We start from the raw sequence: 22,872 nt of genomic DNA on the forward strand, positions 1-22,872 counted from the left end.
CCTCCTGTTTAGACGGTTTCCTCATCTCCGAGCTCACGAAGCATATCTTCAAGCAGCTGGGCGGCCACGAACAGCCGGTAGTCTGCCGAGCCTTCAATATCGTGCAAAATCGGGCGCGGGAAGGCGTCAACCGCTGCTTGGATTCGTTCACCAACTGGGCGGCTCCGGTCGTTTACATGCGCCTCAACTTCAGCGGAGCGGAACGGGAACGGACAGACGCCGCTTAGAGCAGCGCGAACCGTCCCGTCTTTTTTCAGCGCTGCAATCGTCACAAGCGGGTAGCCGACTTCCCCTTGCTTGCGGCGCTTGCGGTGGAAATGGGGCAGGGTGGCGGTGGCACGGTCAACTTTGAACTGGACGACAAATTCACCGCGGCCAAGCTGCAGCTGTTGATGAAACAAGTCAAGGAAGCGGCATTGCCTGATGCCGTATGGTCCGGCGATGATGACATCCGCCTCGGCGACGAATAGCGGCAGTGCGGTCTCACGGTAAAAAATTTGCCCGCAAATGTTGCCGCCGAGCGTAATTTGGTTGCGCGCTGTCCGGTCGGCGACTTCTCGCGCCGCTTTTGTCAATAACGGGAACGGATTTGCTTCTTCGAGCTCGGCGAGGGAGAGCGCCGCTCCAAGCACGAGAGGATCGGCGCTTGCCTCAAGCGCCCGGCACTCAGGGATCGATTTTATGTCAATGACGGCCGCGGTGCGGACAAGGTTCAAACGAGACAACGTGATGATCTCCGTGCCACCGCCGTAGTAGAGCGGTCGTTTTCCATCCCGCTCGAGCGCCGCAAACAGCGCTGTCGCTTCGGCGATCGACTGCGGCCGGTAGTAGGCAAAGTCAAACGGAACCATAGGAGTCCCCTTTCTGTTTCCGCCAAATGAGTTCAGGCACAAGCGGCAGTTCATTGAGCGGCACGCCGGCAGCGAGCGACAAGGCGTTTGCCAAGGCGGCGGGCATGGCGATCAGGCCATGTTCGCCGATGCCGCGAGCGCCGTATGGGGCATCGATTTGCGGCGTTTCGACAAACTCAACGATGTATTCCGGATGTTCGCCGAAGCGAATCGGCCGGTATGTGCGCAGCTGCGGGTTTAACACGCGCTGTTCGTTGTCAAAAAGAAACCCTTCACGGCTGGCAAAACTCAGCCCCATGCTCATCGCTCCCATGGCCTGGCCAAGCGCTGCCTTTGGGTTGAGCACTTTGCCGGCATCAATGACCGCATACGCTTTGACAATGCGATACGTGTAGTCGCGACGGTTGAACTCAACTTCCACTCCTTCGGCGCATACGCCCCATTCCGGTCCCGGTTGGCCGGCGCCGGTCTCCGGATCAAGCGGGGTCAAGCGGCGCAAAATGTAGTGGCCGCGCCCGATCACTTGCCCGCCGATGGCGTTGCCGTTCGGAAACTTGTAGCCATAGGCGATGTCTTTGATCGGAAGAAAGATGGCCGGGTCATCGCGCAAAAAGACGCGCCCGAACCCGACTTCCAAATCGTCCGGCGAGGCCCGCAAGACGCAGGCGGCGATGTCTTTTAACTGACGGATGGCGTCGTCGGCAGCGGCAAGCGCCGCACGTCCGGCCATAAACGTCCCGCGGCTGGCGACTGTTTTCCAATGTTCCGGCGTCGTTTGTGTATCGATATCCATTTTGACATGGACACGATCGACATCCATCTTCAGCCGTTCGGCGACGATTTGCGCGAGCACCGTTTTCGTGCCCGTTCCGATTTCGACGACGCCGGAGATGACGTTGACGCTGCCGTCGGAGTTGAACGTTAAGATGACGCCCGAGCTCGCGTCGGTGTCGATCGTCGATGTTTTCCAGCCGGCGCTGATTCCTTTTGCTCTTACCGTATAGGCGTCCACTTCGACGCGCTGCCATTCGTCCCAGCGCATCAGCTCGCGCAACCGGTCGAGGCAGGCTGATATGTTGCCGACGTTGCTTTTCGTGAGCCGCACTTGCGTCGGGGTCGTATGCCCCGGGCGGATGGCATTTTTGCGCCGCACCTCCCATGGGTCAAGTTGAAGCGTTCGTGCCAATTCATCGATGGCCCGCTCGACGGCAAATGCCTGTTCGCAATGGCCAAAACTGCGAAACGGCGTCGCGTACGGGCGATTCGTATAGACGCACAATGAATCACAAAAGACGTTTTCGACATGGTACGGGCCGGTGCAATCGACGGCTGCGGCGCGGCTGACATCGATCGCCTTGTCGGAATAAGCCCCGCCGTCAAATAGAAATAAGATTTCCATGGCCTTGAACAAGCCCTCTTTTGTCGCGCCGATTTTGACGGTTGCCTCCAAACCGATATGGACGGGCGAAGTGACCATGTCATGCTCGCGGCTGTTCCAGACGCTCACTTTTCGGCCGCCGACCGCTTTGGAGGCAAGGTAGGCAAGCAGCTCAAGCTGGACGGGCGCTTTTCCTCCGTAGGCGCCGCCGACAAGAGGCGTATGAACGATGACTTTGCCGGTTTCTTCGCCAAAATACGTATGAAGCAACTTCTTGATCATAAACGGCGACTGCGAAGAGGCAGAGATATGGATCGTGCCATCCGGCCAAATTTCCGCCGTGGCGCAGCGTGTTTCCATCGCGATATGATCGGAAGGGGCGAACGATACGCTCGTTTCGACGATGACGTCGCTTTCCGCAAACCCTTGTTCAATGTTGCCCTTTCGGATTTTCGTCCGGTGGGCGACGTTTGTCCCCGGCTCAGGATGAGTCGTTTTGTTTTTTTCATAACGGTCGAGGTGTTCATGCAATAATGGAGCGCCCTTTTTCAACGCCTCACGCGGCGAGCCGACCGCCGGAAGCGGTTCGTAAACGACGCGGACGAGGCGGGCCGCCTGTTCGGCTTGAACGAGCGTATCGGCGACGACGACCGCCACAACCTCTCCATAGTAGCGTACTTTGTCGAAAGCGATCGGAGGGCGGTCGCGCATGTCTTCACCGGTAAGCGGCAGCCCCTCGCCGGTCACGACGGCGCGGACGCCGGGGGCGGCGAGCGCGCGGCGTGCCTCCAGCGAGAGGATGCGCGCATGGGCGTATGGGCTTGTCACCAAAGAGGCATGAAGCATCCCCTGTTCTTTGAAATCGTTCGTATATTTCGCCCGGCCGGTCACTTTATCCCATGCTTCTTTGCGGATGATGCTTTTACCGACGGCCATGGGGGCGTCCCTCCTTTTTTTCTCGAACGATGACGGCATGTTTATAATCATCTTTCGTGTCAATGTCGAGGCTGGCTGTTTCGCCGCCTTCATACAAAAGGCCGCGCCAGTGGGGGTCGCGAAGGAGCGCACGCCCGCCGGCATCGCCCTTTAGAGAAAGCAGGGAAGGAAACATTTGTTTTCCAAAAATGACTGGGGGCATCGGCGTGCCGAAGCGGGCGAAGGCGACGTAATCAGGACGGTGGCGGCGATAAAGGCCGGCCAGCACCTCGATCGTTTCAGACGTGACAAACGGCTGATCGGCGAGCAGCACAGCGGCGGCGTCGGCCCCGCTAGCGATTGCTTCTTGCAGGCCGCAGGCAAGTGAATGCGCTTGACCGCCATGATGGGCTGCGCAACGGACGAAGCGGCACTTTTCATGATTCCGAAGTTCAGCCGGAAGCCACGCGAGCGCATCGTCTGGAGGGACGACAACGATGACGGGCGCAAGGCAAGAATGAAGCGCAGCCTGAAGGCCGGCAGCGCCCAGCGTGCTTTCCCCCCAGGGCAAAGCGCGTTTATCCGTTCCCATCCGCCGGCTTTCTCCAGCCGCCAAATAAATGCCAGCGATGGTTGGGCGACTCATCATACTCTCTCCGTTGACCGCCTGCGAAGGACGCTGATCAATTCGGCAGTGATGCTGACGGCGATCTCATACGGACCGCGTGCGCCGATGGAAAGCCCTGCCGGCGAACGGACAAATGGAGGCGTCGAGCCGGAAGGAAAGAGGCGGTCCGTGCGCCGCCGCGGACCGAGCACACCGAGATAAGCGAGTGGCATGTCGGCTAACAAGGAAACGAGTTCGCGGTCGCGTTCAAACTGGTGGGTCATGATGACAACAAAGTCGCGCTCGTTTAGGCGAAGCCGCGGAACAGTTTCATGGGGAAAGCCCATGACGAAGGCATCGGCGTCCGGCACGTGGGATGGATGGCAAAACGCCGGACGCCAATCGCTTACGGTGACGGAGAACCCGGCGGCTTTGGCGGCTGAGACGAGCGGCGGGGCGTCTGATCCGGCGCCGAATACGACAAGGCGCGGTTTTGGCCAAAAGTGCTGAACGTAAAATGTTTCCCCGTCCACTTCGTACAAACCGCTTCGCCCTTGATAAAACGGCGTTTTGTGAAGCCATTCGCGCCATTCCCGATGCGGCGTCCGACGGCAACCGCCGAATTGTTCGCCTGTTTCGCTTTGGAAAAACGGCCGCTCGTCTGGATACAAGATGCTTCGGACCATCAGTACATGTTCGCCGCGGTCAAGGCAACGCTTGAGCGCCAGCCAATCGAGTTTTGCGTCGCTTGTGACCGGCTCGAGCCAAATGTGGACGAGGCCGTTGCAGCCGGCGCCCTGCCCCCACGACCAATCATCCTCAGTCCGCAAGTCAAACGAAACAGCGGCTGCCTGGCGGTTCGCCAATATCTCACGCGCGTAAGCTGCCGCTGCTTCTTCCAGGCAGCCGCCGCTCAGCAGCCCGACCGTTTCCCCGTTTGCGCCAATCCACATGCATGTTCCTTCTTTTTGATAAGCCGAGCCTTCCACACTGATGATGATGGCTAACACGCCGTCGCCTGGTGCGCCGGCGATCGCTTCGAGCACAGCATAGTAGCTTTCCATGCTCATCCTCCTTCCGCATGGCGCCAAAGGCGGCTGAGCTGTTGAAAGCGCGGTGGGACGGACGATCCATAAGATTTCGTAATGGCTGTAAGCGGCGGCAGCGGGTGGGCCATCAGGTCGTCCCCCTTTCGAAAAAGAGCTCTGCTATCATTATATTTCGGCAACAAATGCCCATGACTGAAAAACAAAAGAAGCCAGCCGTCATTGGCTAGCTTCCTTGTTTTGGATCGTTTTTTCCTTTTCCGAGCCGTCCAGCGCGCTTTGCCGCCTCCCGCAGCAAATACTCGATTTGGGCGTTGACGCTGCGAAACTCGTCCTGCGCCCATTGCTCTAGTATGGCGTACAGGTCATAATCAATGCGCAAAGGGAATTGTTTTTTCGCTGCCATCGCACTCCACAACCATCAGTATAGACTGCCGGTATTGATCACCGGCTGGGCGGCGCGCTCGGAGACGATCGCCACCATTAAGTTGTTCACCATTGCGGCTTTTCGTTCATCATCTAACTCTAAAACGTTTTCTTTGTCAAGCTGTTCGATCGCCATGCGCGCCATCGAGACGGCGCCTTCGACGATCTTTTTCCGGGCGGCCAAAATGGCGGCGGCTTGCTGGCGTTGGAGCATGGCGCCCGCGATTTCCGGCGAGTAGGCCAAGTGGGTGAGGCGCGCTTCCATCACGTCAACTCCGGCAATGCGCAGCCGGTCTTGCAATTCTTGGGCAAGCACATCAGAAATGACATCCGCATTGCCGCGCAGCGTGATCTCGTTGTCGTCTTCAAACGTGTCGTACGGATATTTTGTCGCCACATGGCGGATAGCGGCTTCACTTTGAATCTCGACGAATTGTTCATAATCATCAACGTCAAACACCGCCTTGGCTGAATCGATGACGCGGAAGACGACGACGGCGGCGATTTCAATTGGATTGCCTTGAACATCGTTCACTTTCAACCTGTTGCTCGTGAAGTTGCGCACGCGCAGCGATACTTTCTTTCGAACGGTGAGCGGCACGGTGAAAAACAGCCCGCTGTCGCGAATCGTGCCAAAGTAGCGGCCGAAAAAAATGATCACTTTTGCTTGATTCGGCTGAACGATCGTGATGCCAGTCGCCAAGAAGGCGGCAAGGGCGAAGCAGAAAACGGCCAATAAGAGCTGCGCTTGAATGAGGCTGACAAAACCAGCCAGAACGAAAAGAGCGATGCATCCGATGCCGATAAATCCATCTATGCGCCATGCTTCTTGTTCTCTCATAACCTATCCCCCTAATAGTGTCAATTTGATACTTATATGATATCATATAATCAAAAAAATGGAAACCGGAATTGATCATGGTAAGACGAGAAGAGGGAGTCGCCCATAGCTCGCCACGAGGCAGATGTTTCTAACTATTTTCCATCCAGAAGTATAAAGGCGATCGTTCAGCCTGTTAATGTTTTAATGTGCTAAAAAATGGAAATTCATCATTGACATCGCTTTCATTGTCATCATACAATAGAAAAAAAGACCAATAGGTGTGTAGAAGCCATGGAACCAAGACAAGCGCGCATCGGCCGGCTGGCATTGCTGCTGGCGATGCTGGACGAGGGAGAGGAAGACCCGATCCTCAACCAGCTTGAGGCGCTTTCGTGGCGCTATTGCCAAGGGCGGGTCGGGGCGATGGAGCCGCACAAAATCGTCGCGGCGATTGAGACGGCGGCAAAGCGGCATGGAGTGGTGGACGGCGGCTTGTACCGCGAGATGCACGCCTTATACCATGCGATTTTAGAGGCGGTGCATGGCGTGACGAGGGGGCAGGTAGAGCTGGGAGATTTGTTGAGAACCGCTGGCCTTCGTTTCGCCGTCGTGCGCGGCATGCCGTATGAACAGCCGAACGAAGGGGAATGGATCGCTGTCGCCTTGTACGGGACGATCGGTGCCCCGGTGCGCGGGCTTGAGCACGAGGCGGCGGGGCTTGGAATCAATCATATATAAGCACGCTCCATGCCTAGAGCGATGAGTCATGAGGAGGCGAACACTGCCATATGGCAGGCCGCCTCCTTTTTAATTGGGAAAGGAGCTTGATTGGGAAAACCAGTCAACTACCCCCACTTCGCTCACGCTTGAAGTGGAGGCTTGCAACTCCCCAGAAGTGCAAACGGACTTCGTCCTCCTTCCTTGACTTGGGGTTGCATTAGGGGCAGGTTGACAGCTGCCCAACGACGCAGGTCATGCCTGCATCGTTACCGATTCTCTCGGTGTGTCTGTTGGCAGTACTTGGCTTCCACACACAACAGACAGACCTACGCTCGATGTTTGACGGTTGCAACGTTTCCTGCAGCCAACTCCATCCATCGAGCAGCCGTGATTGGAGTGCCTTTATTGAACGGTTTTCTCCACGTCTTTATTCTATCATACACAAAAGAAAGGGGGAACGCGCATTCCTCTCCTACTTACTTTCTTTGGTCGTTGAAGTGGGAGTCTTCTGCGCGAAATAGGATGAAAGGGGATGGGAATGATGGTTGTGTTGACCGGACATACATTGACGATTGATGAGGTAAGACGTGTTGTCTATGAGCGGGAGAGGGTGGCGGCTGCGGAGGAAAGCATGAGGGCGGTCGCGAAAAGCCGCGCGGCAGTGGAGCAAGCGATCTCCAATGGACGGACGATCTATGGCGTGAATACGGGTTTTGGCAAACTCGCCGATGTGCGCATTGAAGGGAGCAGTCTTGAGCAGCTGCAACTGAATCTTCTCCGTTCGCACGCCTGCGCGGTCGGCGCGCCGTTTGCCGAAGATGTCGTGAGGGCGATGCTTCTTTTGCGAGCCAATGCGTTGTTAAAAGGGTATTCCGGCGTGCGTCCGGCGGTCATTGAGCAGCTGCTCGCGTTTTTGAACGCCGGCATCCATCCGATCGTGCCGCAGCAAGGTTCCCTCGGCGCTAGCGGCGATTTAGCGCCGCTCGCCCATTTGGTGCTGGCGCTGGTCGGCGAGGGTGACGTGATGTACGAAGGGCGGCGGATGTCTGCTCATCAGGCGCTCTCAAAAGCAGGGATTTCGCCGCTTTCTTTGCAAGCGAAGGAAGGGCTGGCGCTTATTAACGGCACGCAGGCGATGACAGCCGTCGGAGCCCTTGCTTACTTAGAGGCGGAACAACTGGCGTATGACAGTGAATGGATCGCGGCGCTGACGACTGAGGCGCTTTATGGCATTGTGGACGCGTTTGACGCCCGCATCCACGCAGCCCGCGGGTTTCAGGAACAGGCCGAGGTGGCGGAACGGCTGCGCCGCTATTTAGCTGGCAGCCAACTCACAACAAGGCAAGGGGAGCGGCGCGTGCAAGATGCGTACTCCATCCGCTGCCTCCCGCAAGTGCACGGAGCGTCGCTCAGGGCGATTCGCTATGTAAAAGAAACGCTTGAAATCGAAATGAACGCAGCAACGGACAATCCGCTTATTTTTGCGGACGGGACGGTGCTCTCTGGCGGCAACTTCCACGGCCAGCCCGTTGCGATCGCTATGGATTTGTTGAAAATCGCGGTGGCGGAGCTGGCCAACATCAGCGAACGCCGCATCGAACGGCTCGTCAATCCGCAGCTTAGCGAAGGCTTGCCGCCGTTTTTAAGCCCACAGCCTGGCTTGCAGTCGGGAGCAATGATTATGCAATATGTCGCCGCTTCGCTCGTATCGGAAAACAAGACGCTCGCCCATCCGGCCAGCGTCGATTCGATTCCGTCATCGGCCAACCAGGAAGACCATGTCAGCATGGGAACGACCGCCGCCCGCCATGCGCACATGATCGTGCAAAACGCTCGAAAAGTGTTGGCGATTGAGCTCATTTGCGCTTTGCAGGCGGTGGAGGAACGCGGCATCGAGCGCATGGCCCCGTCAACGCGGCGGTTTTACCATGAGGCGCGCCGCATGGTTTCCTCCATTACAGCTGACCGCGTCTTTTCCAATGACATTGAAGCGGTGGCTGCGTGGTTGAGCGAAAGGGCAAAACATCACTCCCTCCGCGATGAAACGAAAGCTTAGAAAAGGGCAAAGCATAGTGGGCGTAGAGGCATGGGAGCGTTCAAGGATAGGTGTTTGAAAAAATGGCAGTGATATAGACCTTTTCCGCTAGAGATAGGGAAGCAGTCATCAGTGAAGATGGTTTGCTTCCTTCACTTTTTCTGCGAAGTTCGGACGATGCAGAGAGCCTTTCCCATATTGGTTAGGGCGAGAGCATGGACAGACTATTCGACAGTTGTCCCCCAGTCGAATTTGCAGTATGATGAAGAAGAAAGGCAAAGGGGAGGGGGGCTTTTGTTGACTATTTCTGCCGCGGCGCTGTTGGCGTTATGGAAGATTATTGCAATTGATATCATTTTGTCGGGGGATAATGCGGTCGTCATTGCGATGGCGACGCGCCGGCTGCCGAATGACCAGCGGAACAAAGCGATCGTATGGGGAACGGCGGGGGCGGTGCTGCTCCGCATTTTGTTTGCGGCGGTCATCGTCTTTTTGCTCAACATCCCGTTCGTTCACTTCGCCGGAGGGTTGCTGCTTGTCTGGATCGCCTATAAAGTGCTCGTTGAGCGGGAGGAGGAGGCCAATGTGCAAGCGGCGGACCGTTTGCTGAAAGCCATCATGACGATTATCATCGCCGATGCGGTCATGAGCTTGGACAATGTCGTCGCCGTCGCCGGGGCGGCGGAAGGGCATCTTGGCATGCTGGCGCTTGGGGTGGCCATCAGCATCCCGATCATGATTTTTGGCTCAAAAGCGATCGTGCGTCTTATGGAAAAACACCGCTGGATCGCGTATGTCGGCTCCGGCATTTTGGCGTGGACGGCCGGAAAGATGATGGCGGGGGATGAAGGGGTGCTTCATTGGCTTCATCTTTCTTACGGCCCGTTCGTTTATGTGGTTGCCGCCGGCGTGACAATTGTGGTATTGGCGGCCGGCTATATCACGAATAAAAGAGCTGAGCGTGAGGAAGGTACATTGATTTGAACGGTTGAGGGGTGGTTTGACGTCATGGACATCCAACGCATTCTTGTGACAGGAAGGCTTTATGCCGAGCTTGCCGCCCTTCTTCCGGACAAGCGGCCCGATAAAGCGTTTCGCTTTGTGGCGGAAGAAGAATTGACGGCCAATGATTTCGCCTGGGCGGATGCGTACGTCGGCTTTCGTCCGGCCGGGCCGTTTTCGCTCGCCAATTTGCGCTGGGTGCATTCGCTCGGCGCGGGCGTTGACGCGTTTTTGTGGAAGCGGGAATGGAAGAAGAACGTGTTGCTGACGCGGACGGTCGGCTCGTTCGGCGAGCAGATCGCCGAATATTGTCTCAGCTACTTGCTGCGCGACGCCCAATGCCATGACGTGTATGCATGGCATCAAGAGCAGCGGCAATGGAAGCCGTTCGCTCCGAAGCGGCTTGGCGAACAGCGGGTTGTCATTTACGGGACAGGCGAAATCGGCCGGCGCATCGCGGAAACGCTTCGTTTATTTGGGGTTTCCCCGATCGGCGTCTCGCGAAGCGGCCGAGACACGCCGCCGTTTTCGGTTGTTTACCGCCATGAAGAGGCGGGGGAAGCGCTTGCCCGTGCTGATTGGGTGATCGCGGCCCTTCCACTCACCAAGGAAACGCATCATCTCTTTGACGAGACGTTTTTTGCCTGTTTGCACAACGCGAGCTTTATCAATGTTGGGCGTGGGGCGACGGTTGATGAGACGGCGCTTGTCGGCGCGTTGGAAAACCGAAATGTGCGCCTCGCCGTGCTCGATGTGTTTGAAGAAGAGCCGCTTCCGCCGCACTCGCCGCTATGGGTTCATCCGAATGTCATCATCACTCCGCATATCGCGGCGCTCACGTCAGCCGAAGACGCCGCCCAAAGCATTTTAGACACGCTCCGTTGCATCGAAACCGGCGAACCGCTTGCCAATGCGGTCGATGTCAGCCGGCAATATTGAAGGAAAAAGGTGTCTCAAAAACAATGGGACGCCTTTTTTCTATAGCATCATTGTGAAAAGAAGAAGGAATGTTAGAAATCCTGTTGAAATTTACAGAAAAAGCCATCTAAAAGCCTACGGTTTCAATCGAGGGATGAAAGCCGGCATTGCTCGGCAATCCCTCAAGAGGATGGCTTCGAGCCACCATTTTTCTCTTTCGGTGTGGAATCTCAAAAGAAAAGGGGGCGAAGCCATGCCCACGATTACACTCAGGCTGGAGCGGCACAACCTAACGAAAGTTGCCAAATTTGTTCATGCAATAAAGACATTGCCAAAAAACATCACACGAGCCAACGAACGATAGAAAGACGCTTATCGCGCATCTTCACGAAGCTGCATGTATCTTCGAGGGTAGAAGCCGTGGAAAAAGCAAAACAATTAGGGTTCATTCCAGAACTTCATATGTTGTTAACGTCTTCATCTGATAGGTGAGGGAGTTTTCTTTTTGAAGTCCGCCATTTCGTGTCGGTATTCCGCCAAAAAATGGCGGGGTTCCGACACAAATTGGCGGTGAAAAAATGATCGTGTTGATTTATATTAAAAATTAAACCACTAAGGAAGGGGGATCGATAAATTAGGGTGACTTCGAGATATCTTTTTTATAAACTGACTTGGTGTTGATATGGTGATGAAAAATGGTGTAGAGGGGGAGAGTGAAGGTTATGTTTCACCCATTACACTTGAAACGATTGGTCATTTCACTGATTGTGTTCGTAGGAGGACTAACGAGTCTGTTCATTTCAGGAGGCAGCTTGGCTGGAGCTGCTAACTTAGTGGTAAATCCTTCAAATGATAGTGATCTTGCTGCTGTGAAGCAGAAGGTTGTCCATGCTTTAGAGGCTCGATGGCAGTTGATGATTGATCCGCAAGTGAACGTGAAACGGTTTTATGATCCGAGTGTTTCCGAACAAGAGGAAAGCCGTGAGCGTGCTTACGTAAGAAGGCACTACTTGGAACCTGCTTATCGTGCTGGATTTCGATATTCAAATGTGGAGGTTCACCCTGTTTTTGAAAGTGTTGAGATCAATGGTAAAATGGCTAAGGTCCGGGCCCTGGTTTCTGTTGAGTATGAGTCCGTGTTTCCGGGATCGAATGAATCTGTGATCACCAAAGAGGCTAACATTCCTTATTCGGCTACATTGATCAAACGTGATGGAGATTGGCTGATTGTTGGGATGAACTACCAAGATACGTATTCGAAAAGAGGACAGGAAAACGTGCGGAAGGTTGGGGCATCGGGTTCAGAGACTCCACCTATCTCAATCGCTGGAGGCGATGTTGTCATTCAAGGTTTTTACACCTACTACTCTCGCCAAGGAGCTGTCAACTACGCGAATCGATGGTGGAATGGGCGTAACCCGAAATACCGATCTTTTTCGAATGACTGCGCTAATTTCGTGTCTCAGTCGTTCTACGAAGGAGGCTCCGCTCGGCAAGCTTGGGCGGAACCGTATGTTTGGTGGTACAATACCAAAGGAACTTCAGGGACCGGGGATGACGCATGGACTTACAGCTGGTCCGTGGCCCACGATCAAGCGTATCATCTTTCCCGCAACAATGAGACAGATGAGCATCGCGGCACATACGTTTCCAGGGCAACTGATTTGCAATTGGGTGACAGCATATATTACGATTTTGACGGTGATGGCATCTTGGACCACAGCGCGATTGTCGTTGAGATCAGGAATGGTCAACCGTATGTCAACTATCATACCAATGATACGTACCATCGCTATTGGGATTTGGGGGCCAAGACGACCCGGTTCCTCCATGTGACAGATTACTATTGGGTGAACTAAATGGGAAATCGCGATGGATGATCAATCCATTTGGCCGTCAACGGGCTAATTCCAAAGCTAGTATTCTACGGGAGGGGATGAAGTGCGTATAGGCATCCCGCTAGTTTTGCTCCTTGTCATGATTTTCTTTTCAGGTTGTGAGCAACAACAGACGGTCCCAGGGTATGACGATATTCCCCTGCACCCAAAGGCGAGTGACATTCGTTCGGTGGATGAACGGGTGGAGTTTGTTGTTGCGTCTTCTTCGGCGGAGGAAGTGGCTGACTATTATCTTGACGAATTGGAGAAACGTCAATGGACTCAAGTTGACCGGTGGGGGTCAGCTTTTGTGTATGAGAAGAAGGGAAGGCTGATTTTGCTGGTCGTTACGGATGTGAAAAATCACGCGAAAGTGTCTGTCAGTCCGTTCCATCCGAATTGATCAAGACGTCAAACCGTTGCGAACAACCATTTTCGCTGCATCGAAACCGGCGAACCGCTTGCCAATGCGGTCGATGTCAGCCGGCAATATTGAAGAAAAAACGGTGCCCCATGATCAAGAAAGGGCACCGTTTCGTTTTGGTCAGCGGTCGGTGACGACGATATACGCCGCTTTCATCGGGCCGTGGACGCCGACGACTAAGTTCATTTCAATGTCAGCCGAGTTGCTCGGCCCGGTGATGAAGTTGATGCACGACGGGACGAGCCCGCCTTTTTCGATTTGCTCGTGAATGACCGCCGCCGCTTGCGTCATGCGCGGCACGACCGTGCTTTTCGGGACGATGGCGATATATGTTTTCGGCAAAAAGTGAATGGCCCGCCCTTGTTCATTGCGCGAAAACAACACGACTGTCCCTGATTCCGCGAGCGTGATGTCGCTGAAGGCGATGCCGACGTTCGCCTGCTCGGCGGCGTCAATGTTTTGGCGTCCAAGCGCCGGATTCCAAATATGGACGGTCGTTTGTTCCGCGGGCCATTCGTCGCGAAGCAAGGCGGACAGCCCGTACTCGGCAAAGCGCGGGTCATCCGGCACGATGACCGGACCGCCGCCGTAGGCGGCCACTTGCCGCCTCAGTGCGCCGGCAAGTTCGGCGCTTGTCGTCTCGATGTAATCGGTATGGATCAATCCGCATTGTTTTTGCAGCACGTTCAGCAAGTCGTCTTGGCTATAGCCGGCAAACACCGTCCATTGCGGCGCATAATCCCATTGCGGCCGGGAGACGCCGGACAGGCGCGGGCTTCTCCCAAGGCGCTCGGCGATGGTTTGCAAAAACGCATCGCGGTTTTGAATGGTGCCACGCGTCATGATGGATTCCCTCCTTTTTGGCGTGTTTGGAACCAGTCACGGAACCGTTCTTTGCTCGGCGCCGGAAATTCGCGGCTTTCCGTCCATGCTTTCAGCGGCCCGGGTCCTTTTGTGACGCGCCCGTCCTCTACAAACGGAGCGAAGGCGCTCGGTGCGAATTTCGTGCCGAAGCGGTAGAGCGACGATGAGGCTGTCCCGAGGCGGAACGCTTTCATCGCCAGTTTTTCTGCGACCGGCGCTTTTCCTTCCCGCTCGACGATGATTTGGCGATGCTTGATGAGCAGCTCGTGAAGCGGGATTTTCACCGGGCACGCCTCGGTACAGGCGGCGCACAGCGAGGAGGCGTACGGAAGCTCCTTGTAGTCGTCGTAGCCGCCCAACAGCGGCGACAATACCGCGCCGATCGGGCCGGAGTAAATCGAGCCGTACGAATGGCCGCCGATATGGCGATATACTGGACAAACGTTGACGCAAGCCGCGCAGCGGATGCATTGCAATATGGGCTGGAATTCCGTCCCTAAAATCGAGGAGCGTCCGTTGTCAACGATGACGAGATGGAATTCTTCCGGACCGTCAGCGTCTCCTTCGTCGCGCGGACCGGTGAGAACGGTGATGTAGCTCGTCAGTTTTTGCCCGACGGCGCTGCGTGTCAACATACTCACAAGCACTTCCATCTCCTCAAACGTCGGAACGATCCGCTCCATCCCCATGACGGTAATTTGCGTTTTCGGCAATGCGGTCACCAAGTCGGCGTTGCCTTCGTTCGTGACGAGCGTGATCGAGCCCGATTCGGCGATGGCGAAGTTGCACCCGGTGATGCCGATGTCAGCGGTCAAATAGTCGCGCCGCAGCATCTCACGGGCATGGCGGGCGAGTTCAACCGGATCGGACGACTTCGTATAGCCGAGCTTGCGGCGGAAGACGTCGCGGATTTGCTCTTTGTTTTTATGGAGCGCTGGACCCACGATATGCGACGGCGGGTCATGGTCATCGATTTGCAAAATGTATTCGCCAAGGTCCGTTTCGACCACTTGGCAGCCGATGGCTTCGAGCACCGGGTTTAAGTTGATTTCTTCGGTCACCATCGATTTTGATTTGACGATTTTTTTCGCCTGTTTTTCCAAGGCGATGCGGCGGATGTAGTCGTTCGCTTCTTCAGCCGTCTGGGCGAAAAAAACGTGGCCGCCTCGTTTGGCAACGTTTTCACTGAGCTGCATTAAATAATAGTCCAAGTTTTCCAGCGTATGCTTTCGGATTTGTTCGGCGAGCGAGCGCCACTCCTCCCAATGGCCGAGCTCTTCGATGACGCCAAGCCGCCGCACATAGCCGCGGTCTTGCATGCCGGCGACCGCCCCGCGCATAAAATCATTTTGCAAGTTTTCCTCGACCCGCTTCCAAAACGGACCGTTTTCAATTTTCATCGGCATGTCCGAGTCCCCCTCTCTTACTTTTGTTGATTGAGCACTTCGGCGATATGCATGACGCGAATCGGTTTGCCAAGCCGCCCGATGCGGCCGCCGATGTTCATTAAACAGCCGCAGTCGGCGCCGATTAAATAGTCTGCTTCCACCTCTTCGATATGCCCGATCTTTTCATCGACCATTTGTTCGGAAATCGGCCCCATTTTGACAGAAAATGTGCCGCCAAACCCGCAGCACTGGTGGGCGTTCGGCAGCGGAACGAGCTCAAGCCCTTTGACATGTTCCAACAGCCGGAGCGGTGCGTCTTTCACGCCAAGAAGGCGGGTCATATGGCAAGACGTATGGTACGTCGCCCGCCCGTGAAGCGAGGCGCCGACATCTTCGACTTTCAGGACGTCAACGAGAAATTGCGTCAGCTCGTACGTTTTCGCTGCGAGCCGTTTCGCCTCCGCTTCCCATTCCGGGTCGCCGTGGAAAATGTGCGGATATTCTTTTAACATCGCCGCGCACGAGCCGGATGGGGTGACGACGTAATCAGCGTGGGCGAACGCGCGCATCATCTGTTTCATGGCTTCTTTTGACTCTTTGACATAACCGCTGTTATACGCGGGCTGGCCGCAGCACGTTTGCGCCTCCGGAAAATCAACCTCGCAGCCGAGCCGCTCGAGCAGTTCGACGGTCGCTTTGCCGGCATTCGTGTAAAAGAGGTCGATGAGGCAAGTGACAAACAACGATACTTTCACTTCTTCTCCCTCCTGTTTTTTGGGGATGGGTGAGCAGGTCATCTGATGACTATATGTCTATTATAAACCATTTTTTCAGATTCGTAGCTCTTTTTTGCAAAAAACGCACTCAGTTTGGCTGCTGAGTGCGAATGTAGCGGCGCAATACGTTTTCGACATTGGTCAAATGTTCAAGCATGCGCGCCCGGGCGGCGTCCGGATTTTGGTCGCGAATGGCTTCGAAAATCGCTTGGTGTTCGGCAAGCAGCTTTTCGGTCGTCGTTTGTTTCGAAAACAGCCAAATGCGGCGCGTTTCCCGCATCGTTTCAACGATCATGCCGGAGACGCTGTTCATGATGCTTGTGAGCATCGGATTTTGCGACGCCTCGGCGATGGCCATATGAAACGCCCAATCGGCCTTCTCCCCAAGCTCACCGCTGCCGATGCCTTCTTTCATTTGCCGAAGCGCTTGTGCCATCGCCTCAAGGTCGCGCTCTGTCCGTTTGGAGGCGGCGAGCGAGGCGGCTCCTGCCTCAAGCAGCTTGCGCACTTCAAGCAAATGCCAAATATCTTCTTTGTTCATTAAGACCGCCATGGATAACGGAAACGTCATCATCGTCGGATCGAACTCACGGACGTACGTCCCCTCTCCTTGCCGCAGTTCGATCAACCCCATTGCTTTCAAGGCAGTGAGCGCCTCGCGAATGGCGGCGCGCCCAACTTGAAATTGCTCAGCGAGCTGCTGGACGGAATCAAGTTTGTCACCGGGTTTCAGCTCGCCGTTTTTGATCATATCAAAAATCGCTTCGGCCACTTCTTCATAGATTTTTTTCGTTTTGATTCGTTTAAATGCCAATGGTTCCACCTCAATGTTCGGAAGAATGGATTTCCCGTTTTCAAAAGCAATGCATCCGCACTGTCTATTATGATACAGCATAAAGGGGAAGGACAAGCGCTTTTTTGCGGACGGAAAGGAGAAGGGGATAAGAGAAAAAGTTAGAAAAATGAAAAAATACTATTGTCTTTTTTGTTGAGTACTTTTATAATGTGAGACAGACGGCGTTTCTTATCCGGTCATCTGATGACTAGAAGACTAGAATGAAAAGGATGGGCGGACGATCTCGCAAACGCCGCGAAGTCAGGCGCAAAGGGGAGGAGAAAACCGCATGTGGAAGCAGGACTTCACGCCAATCGCCGACCAGCTTTGGTTATCGGCCATTGTTGCACTCATTCCGATTTTGTATTTCTTTTGGGCGCTGGCTGTCAAGCGGATGAAAGGGCACATCGCTGGGTTGACGACGCTGCTGCTTGCTTTGGTGTTGGCTGTAATCGCTTACAGAATGCCGGCTGGAAAAGCGGTGATGTCAGTGACGCAAGGGGCGGTGTACGGGCTGCTCCCGATCGGCTGGATCATCATCACCTCTGTCTTTTTATACAAGCTGACGGTGAAAACAGGCCACTTTGACATTATCCGCAATTCGGTTGTCTCGCTCACCGAAGACCGGCGGCTGCAGGCGCTGCTGATTGCCTTTTCGTTTGGCGCTTTTTGGAAGGAGCAGCTGGGTTTGGCGCCCCGGTGGCGATTTCAGCGGCGCTTCTTGCCGGGTTGGGGTTCAACCCGCTGTATGCCGCGGGCATTTGCTTGATCGCCAACACAGCGCCGGTGGCGTTCGGGGCGGTCGGGATTCCGATCATCTCGATGGAAGGGCCGACCGGTGTGCCGGCGATGGAAATTTCGAAAATGGTCGGGCGGCAGCTGCCGTTTTTATCGGTGTTCATTCCGTTCTATCTCGTTTTGATTATGGCAGGATGGAAAAAGACAGTCGAAGTGTTGCCGGCCATTATCGTCTCCGGCGTTTCGTTTGCGCTGACGCAATATTTCACCTCGAACTTTTTAGGACCGGAGCTGCCGGACATTTTGTCCTCGCTCGTTTCGATCGTCGCGTTGGCTGTCTTTTTGAAATATTGGAAGCCGAAAAGCACATTCCGCTTTGCAACGGAGTCGGAAGTGGCGGCCGCTGGTCAAATGGCTCGCATTTCGCATCGCGGCGGGGAAGTATTCCGCGCTTGGTCGCCGTTTCTTGTGCTGACGGCCTTGATCTCGCTTTGGGGCATCCCGCAAGTGAAAGCGGCGCTCACCGGCCATTATGAAGGGACAAACGGCTTGTTGAAGTTGGTCAACGCTATCGGCGTCCACTTGACGTTTATGCCGCCGGTGCCGGGGCTCAACAACCAAATTTTGAACCCAAGCGGCCAACCGATCGCTGCGGTGTATAAGCTTGAGCTGCTCGGCGCGGCTGGGACGGCGATTTTGCTGGCGGCGGTCGTCACCAAGTTCATCATCGGCATCTCGTGGAAAGAGTGGGGCCGCACGTTTGTGGAAACGCTTAACGAATTGAAATATCCGATTGTGACGATCGCTTCGGTCGTCGGCTTTGCCTACATTGCCAACTCGTCAGGCATGAGCACGACGCTTGGGATGGCGTTGGCCAAAACAGGCCCGTTGTTCCCGTTCTTCTCGCCGATTTTAGGCTGGCTCGGCGTGTTTATCACCGGTTCCGACACGTCGTCGAACTTGTTGTTCGGCAACCTGCAAAAAGTGACGGCGGCATCGATCGGCATGGATCCGGTGCTGGCGTTGGCGGCCAACTCATCAGGCGGCGTTGTCGGGAAAATGATTTCGCCGCAATCGATCGCGGTCGCCTGTGCGGCCGTCGGTTTGACCGGCAAAGAATCCGACTTGTTCCGCTTCACGGTCAAACATAGCGTGTTCTTAATCATCTTGATTGGCATTCTTGTTTACTTGCAATCGACGGTATTGTCGTGGATGATTCCGTAACGGCAACGAAGGGGGGACGAGGCTTGGCCGGGATGGAAACGGGCGCCAAGCCCGGCCCCTTTTCCACTGTCGACGAATGCAGACGATGTGGAAAGGGTGAGACCATTGATTCCAAATGAGGCGAAAAAACGGTTGATTCAAGTCGTGGGAGCTGAAAACTACGATGACACGAAAACGGGGCGGCTCGTCTATTCGTATGATGCCACGCCGCAGTTTCAGTCGCTCCCCGATGCGGTCATTGCGCCGCGAACTACCCAGGAAGTGGCGGAAATCGCGAAAATTTGCAACGAGTATCGCATCCCGATCGTGCCGCGCGGGTCGGGCACGAACCTTTGCGCCGGCACGTGTCCGGTCGAAGGCGGGATCGTTCTTCTGTTTAACCATATGAACCGCATTTTGGAAATTGATGAGGAAAACTTAACCGCGACTGTTCAGCCGGGAGTGGTGACGCTTGATTTGGCGAAAGCCGTTGAAGAAAAAGGATTGTTTTATCCGCCGGACCCGGGGTCGATGAAAATTTCAACGATTGGCGGCAACATCAGCGAAAACTCAGGCGGCTTGCGCGGTCTGAAATACGGGGTGACGCGCGACTATGTGCTCGGGTTGGAAGTCGTCCTAGCGAACGGCGATGTCATCCGCACCGGTGGCAAGCTGGCAAAAGATGTAGCTGGCTATGACTTAACCCGTCTGTTTGTCGGATCGGAAGGAACGCTTGGCATTGTCACCGAAGCGACGTTAAAACTTATTCCGATGCCAGAGACGAAGCAGACGATGCTCGCTCTTTATCAAGATTTGGAGGCGGCCGCCCGTTCGGTGTCGAAAATCATCGCCAACAAGATCATTCCAGCGACGCTCGAGTTTTTGGACCAGCCGACATTGGAAGTGGTCGAAGATTTTGCCCGCATCGGCTTGCCGACCAATGTCAAGGCCGTGCTGCTGATTGAGCAGGATGGACCGAAGGAAGTGGTAGAGCGCGATATGAAAAAGATGGCCGATATTTGCCGGGCCGAGCAGGCGGTGTCCGTTCAGCTCGCCCGCTCGGAGGAAGAAGCAGAGGCGCTGCGGACGGCGCGGCGGGCGGCGCTGTCGGCGCTGGCGCGTTTGAAACCGACGACGATTTTAGAGGACGCAACCGTGCCGCGCTCGGAAATCGCCAAAATGGTCAAAGCGATCAACGAAATTGCCGAGAAGTATCAAGTAAAGATCTGTACGTTCGGCCATGCCGGCGACGGCAACTTGCACCCGACCTGTCCGACCGACGCCCGCAATCGTGAAGAAATGGAGCAGGTGGAACGAGCGTTTGAAGAAATTTTCGCCAAAGCGATTGAATTGGGTGGCACGATTACCGGCGAACACGGCGTCGGGGTGATGAAAGCGCCGTATTTGGAATGGAAGCTCGGTCCGGCCGGCATCGCTGCCATGAAAGCGGTCAAGCAGGCGCTCGACCCGAACAATATTATGAATCCGGGCAAAGTGTTCGCCAAAAGCACGAGAAAACGGGTGGTGGTGACACGATGACAACGAAGATAGAACGAGCGCTCATTCAGAAAGCGTTTCAAGAACGGATGGATGAGGATGAACTGATGAACTGTATGCGCTGTGGCTTTTGCCTGCCATCATGTCCGACGTACATCGAATCGGGGCGGCAAGAAGCCCAATCGCCGCGCGGGCGGATTGCGTTGATGAAAGCGGTCGTGGACGGTTTGATTGAACCGGACGAGGAAGTGGAACGAGCGCTCCACTTATGTTTAGGATGCCGGGCGTGCGAACCAGTCTGTCCGTCCGGCGTCCGCTACGGCCATCTGTTGGAAGAGGCGCGTGACATTATCGCCCAGCATAAAAAAATGCCGCTTCCGGTTCGCCTCATCCGCAAGCTTGTGTTTGCCGGACTGTTTCCGCATCAAGAACGGATGCGGAAGGCGACGGCGCTTCTCGGTTGGTATCAGCGCTCCGGCTTGCGGACGCTTGCCCGCAAAACCGGGCTGCTTCGCCTGCTTCCGGCCTCGTTCCGGCAAATGGAGCGCGTGTTGCCGGACGTGCCGACCGCAAAAGAGATGAAAAACCGGCCGCATCGCTTCAACCCAGATGATGCGGTGAAAAAACGGGTCGCCTTTTTCGCCGGCTGCTTGATGGATACGATGTTTATGGCGACAAACGATGCGACGCTGCGTCTGTTGCAGCTCGCCGGCTGCGAAGTCATCATTCCGCCGTCCCAAGGGTGCTGCGGAGCATTGCATGGGCATGGCGGGGAGAAGGAGATGGCGAAAGAGCTGGCAAAGCGAAACATTGCCGCTTTTGAGCAGCTCGACGTCGACTACATTGTGACGAACGCCGGCGGCTGCGGGGCGTTTTTGTTGGAATATGAACATTTGCTAAAAGACGATCCCGAATGGCGCGGACGGGCGGCGGCGTTTGCGGCGAAAGTGAAAGATATTTCCGAAGTGCTTGTCGAGCTGGGATTTCATCAACGGCCGCTCCGCGTGGCGCCGCAAACGGTCACCTACCAAGATTCGTGCCATTTGCGCAACGTTATGAAAACAGCGGCAGCCCCGCGCCGTTTGTTGCGGGCGATTGACGGCGTCGAGTTCCGCGAGATGAAAGATGCTGACCGCTGCTGTGGATCGGCCGGCATTTACAACCTTGTGGAACCGGAGATGTCAATGCAAATTTTAGACTACAAAATGGAAATGGCGAAACAAACGAAAGCGACGACGATCGTGACGGCGAACCCAGGCTGCTTGCTGCAAATGAAACTTGGCATTGAACGGGCCGGGCTGTCAGGAAGCGTCCGCGCCGTCCATATTGTGGACTTGCTGCTTGAGGCCGCCGAGGGAGCACAGGCAGCGCAAGGGGAGGAGCGCATTTGGCAGACGTCCTAACACCACAGTGAGCGGCCTCTTGCGCGCCAGGGATGTCCATAGCCGGTCTAACAAGAACCCCCGCGATGACGCGGGGGCTTTGAGTTGCTTCCATGATTGGGAGTTGGAAATAAGCTACAGCGCTGCATCGAGGCGCTTTGGCATCGCCCGAAGCGCCTTCCCTGTGCCGATGGCGACCGCTTCAGCCGGATTGGGCGCGACATGCACGGGCACGTGCAGTTCCGTGCTCAGCCATTGCTCGATGCCATGCAGCAAGGCGCCTCCGCCGGTGAGCACGACGCCGCGGTCGATGATGTCGCCGCTCAGTTCGGCCGGGCATTCTTCAAGAACAGCGCGAATGGCTTCGGCGATTTGCCAAAGCGATTCTTTGATGGCCGTTTGCACTTCGGTTGGGTCCAAGGACACCGCTTTGAGGAAGCCGGTGACAAAATCGCGGCCATGGATCGTCACCGACTGTTCCATGACCGTTCCCGGGGCGCTGCCGATTTCGATTTTCACTTGTTCGGCCGTCTGTTCGCCGATTAGCAAACTGTAGTGCTGGCGGACATATTGCATAATGTCTTCGTCAAGCTGGTTGCCGCCGATGCGAAGCGAGCGGCAGGCAACAACGCCGCCAAACGAGATAATCGCGGCTTCTGTTTTGCCGGCCCCTAAATGGACGACGACATTCGCGACTGGCTCGCCGACCGGCAAATCTGCGCCGATGGCGGCTGCGACGGGTTCCTCAATAAACTGAATATGCTTTGCTCCGCAATGTTTGGCGATTTCGTAAAAAGAGCGGCGCTCGACGGAGGTGGCGTGGAATGGGACGCTCATGACGACGTCTGGTTTTTTGAAAGCGAGGCCGAGCTGTTTGCTTGATTGTTTAAAGACTTGCTGCAACAGCGCCTTGGCGCGGTCAAAATCAGCGATCACGCCGTTTCGCAATGGATACGTCACTTCAACATGGGGCGGAGTTTTGCCGATCATTTGTTTTGCCTTTTGGCCGATTGCCATGAGCTTGTCCGCCTGGCGGTTATAGGCGACTGTTGCTGGTTCGTCAAACAGAAGCCCTTTCGTCTGGCTGAACAGCCTGACATTCATCGTCCCTAAATCAACGCCCAGCTGTGAGGAAGCGAACAACGGAAACACCTGCCTTTGTCAAAA

19 protein-coding genes and 2 pseudogenes are annotated in these 22,872 nt (G+C 55.4%); 10 read left to right on the forward strand and 11 right to left on the reverse strand.

The features are described 5' to 3' along the window. Window positions 1-8: 8 nt before the first annotated feature. The 6 genes from QWV57_RS02115 to QWV57_RS02140 form a co-directional block, all read right to left on the reverse strand. Window positions 9-851: an FAD binding domain-containing protein gene (locus tag QWV57_RS02115; protein WP_015373903.1), complete on the reverse strand. Its 843-nt coding sequence runs from the start codon at window positions 849-851 to the stop codon at window positions 9-11. Beyond that, window positions 838-3,165, reverse strand: coding sequence for a xanthine dehydrogenase family protein molybdopterin-binding subunit (locus QWV57_RS02120; RefSeq protein WP_301100227.1), 2,328 nt, complete (start codon window positions 3,163-3,165; stop codon window positions 838-840). The genes QWV57_RS02115 and QWV57_RS02120 overlap by 14 nt, the downstream gene beginning before the upstream one ends. Beyond that, complete coding sequence (gene pucB / locus QWV57_RS02125; protein ID WP_041470391.1) at window positions 3,152-3,790, reverse strand: xanthine dehydrogenase accessory protein PucB; 639 nt, start codon at window positions 3,788-3,790, stop codon at window positions 3,152-3,154. The genes QWV57_RS02120 and pucB overlap by 14 nt, the downstream gene beginning before the upstream one ends. After that, a complete protein-coding gene (locus QWV57_RS02130) occupies window positions 3,790-4,815 on the reverse strand; it encodes an XdhC family protein (RefSeq protein ID WP_015373906.1) in 1,026 nt (341 codons plus the stop codon). Before QWV57_RS02130 ends, pucB begins: the two co-directional genes overlap by 1 nt. Window positions 4,816-5,023: 208 nt before the next feature. Next, a complete protein-coding gene (locus QWV57_RS02135; protein ID WP_015373907.1) occupies window positions 5,024-5,203 on the reverse strand; it encodes a type II toxin-antitoxin system antitoxin in 180 nt (59 codons plus the stop codon). 15 nt (window positions 5,204-5,218) lie between these two features. Beyond that, window positions 5,219-6,064: an SPFH domain-containing protein gene (locus QWV57_RS02140; protein WP_020756503.1), complete on the reverse strand. Its 846-nt coding sequence runs from the start codon at window positions 6,062-6,064 to the stop codon at window positions 5,219-5,221. A gap of 273 nt (window positions 6,065-6,337) precedes the next feature. Here QWV57_RS02140 and hutP point away from each other — a divergent pair, with 273 nt between their 5' ends. The 7 genes and pseudogenes from hutP (at window position 6,338) to QWV57_RS02175 (ending at window position 13,001) form a co-directional block, all read left to right on the forward strand. Continuing rightward, on the forward strand, window positions 6,338-6,784 hold the full coding sequence (gene hutP, locus QWV57_RS02145) for a histidine utilization transcription antiterminator HutP (RefSeq protein WP_015373909.1): 447 nt from the start codon (window positions 6,338-6,340) through the stop codon (window positions 6,782-6,784). Window positions 6,785-7,307: 523 nt separating this feature from the next. Next, window positions 7,308-8,822, forward strand: coding sequence for a histidine ammonia-lyase (hutH, locus tag QWV57_RS02150; RefSeq protein ID WP_301101995.1), 1,515 nt, complete (start codon window positions 7,308-7,310; stop codon window positions 8,820-8,822). A gap of 276 nt (window positions 8,823-9,098) precedes the next feature. Beyond that, window positions 9,099-9,785 (forward strand): TerC family protein, encoded by a 687-nt coding sequence (locus QWV57_RS02155; protein ID WP_060788194.1) that lies wholly within the window; start codon window positions 9,099-9,101, stop codon window positions 9,783-9,785. Window positions 9,786-9,809: 24 nt separating this feature from the next. Beyond that, window positions 9,810-10,742, forward strand: coding sequence for a D-2-hydroxyacid dehydrogenase (locus QWV57_RS02160; RefSeq protein WP_301100240.1), 933 nt, complete (start codon window positions 9,810-9,812; stop codon window positions 10,740-10,742). Between the two features lie 294 nt (window positions 10,743-11,036). Continuing rightward, window positions 11,037-11,213 (forward strand): annotated as a pseudogene (locus QWV57_RS02165) (response regulator transcription factor); the annotation flags it as partial. 230 nt (window positions 11,214-11,443) lie between these two features. Further along, window positions 11,444-12,580 (forward strand): amidase domain-containing protein, encoded by a 1,137-nt coding sequence (locus QWV57_RS02170; RefSeq protein ID WP_033005045.1) that lies wholly within the window; start codon window positions 11,444-11,446, stop codon window positions 12,578-12,580. Window positions 12,581-12,662: 82 nt separating this feature from the next. After that, the gene (locus QWV57_RS02175; RefSeq protein ID WP_020754366.1) at window positions 12,663-13,001 is read left to right on the forward strand and encodes a hypothetical protein; all 339 of its coding nucleotides are present in this window, start codon (window positions 12,663-12,665) and stop codon (window positions 12,999-13,001) included. Between the two features lie 141 nt (window positions 13,002-13,142). Here QWV57_RS02175 and QWV57_RS02180 read toward each other — a convergent pair whose 3' ends face one another. The 4 genes from QWV57_RS02180 to QWV57_RS02195 all read right to left on the reverse strand — a co-directional run bounded on the left by QWV57_RS02180 (window position 13,143) and on the right by QWV57_RS02195 (window position 16,864). Beyond that, entirely contained in the window at window positions 13,143-13,865 is a 723-nt protein-coding gene (locus tag QWV57_RS02180; RefSeq protein WP_237419770.1) for a LutC/YkgG family protein, read from the reverse strand. Further along, window positions 13,862-15,292: a LutB/LldF family L-lactate oxidation iron-sulfur protein gene (locus QWV57_RS02185; RefSeq protein ID WP_020754364.1), complete on the reverse strand. Its 1,431-nt coding sequence runs from the start codon at window positions 15,290-15,292 to the stop codon at window positions 13,862-13,864. The genes QWV57_RS02180 and QWV57_RS02185 overlap by 4 nt, the downstream gene beginning before the upstream one ends. Window positions 15,293-15,309: 17 nt before the next feature. Further along, the gene (locus tag QWV57_RS02190; RefSeq protein WP_015373915.1) at window positions 15,310-16,029 is read right to left on the reverse strand and encodes a (Fe-S)-binding protein; all 720 of its coding nucleotides are present in this window, start codon (window positions 16,027-16,029) and stop codon (window positions 15,310-15,312) included. Between the two features lie 109 nt (window positions 16,030-16,138). Then, window positions 16,139-16,864, reverse strand: coding sequence for a FadR/GntR family transcriptional regulator (locus tag QWV57_RS02195; RefSeq protein ID WP_033024674.1), 726 nt, complete (start codon window positions 16,862-16,864; stop codon window positions 16,139-16,141). A 310-nt stretch (window positions 16,865-17,174) separates the two neighbouring features. Between QWV57_RS02195 and QWV57_RS02200 the strand changes: the two are divergent. The 3 genes and pseudogenes from QWV57_RS02200 to QWV57_RS02210 all read left to right on the forward strand — a co-directional run bounded on the left by QWV57_RS02200 (window position 17,175) and on the right by QWV57_RS02210 (window position 21,726). After that, window positions 17,175-18,847: pseudogene (locus QWV57_RS02200) on the forward strand (L-lactate permease). 105 nt (window positions 18,848-18,952) lie between these two features. Next, window positions 18,953-20,365, forward strand: a complete 1,413-nt coding sequence (gene glcD, locus QWV57_RS02205) for a glycolate oxidase subunit GlcD (protein ID WP_060788166.1) — start codon at window positions 18,953-18,955, stop codon at window positions 20,363-20,365. Then, window positions 20,362-21,726, forward strand: a complete 1,365-nt coding sequence (locus tag QWV57_RS02210; protein WP_020754357.1) for a (Fe-S)-binding protein — start codon at window positions 20,362-20,364, stop codon at window positions 21,724-21,726. Before glcD ends, QWV57_RS02210 begins: the two co-directional genes overlap by 4 nt. Before the next feature lie 114 nt (window positions 21,727-21,840). On the opposite strand, the gene mreBH is transcribed toward QWV57_RS02210, so the two are convergent. After that, window positions 21,841-22,848, reverse strand: coding sequence for a rod-share determining protein MreBH (mreBH, locus tag QWV57_RS02215; RefSeq protein WP_015373920.1), 1,008 nt, complete (start codon window positions 22,846-22,848; stop codon window positions 21,841-21,843). Between the last annotated feature and the right edge of the window lie 24 nt (window positions 22,849-22,872).

It is taken from the genome of Geobacillus zalihae (assembly GCF_030414215.1).
Lineage (GTDB): Bacteria > Bacillota > Bacilli > Bacillales > Anoxybacillaceae > Geobacillus > Geobacillus zalihae.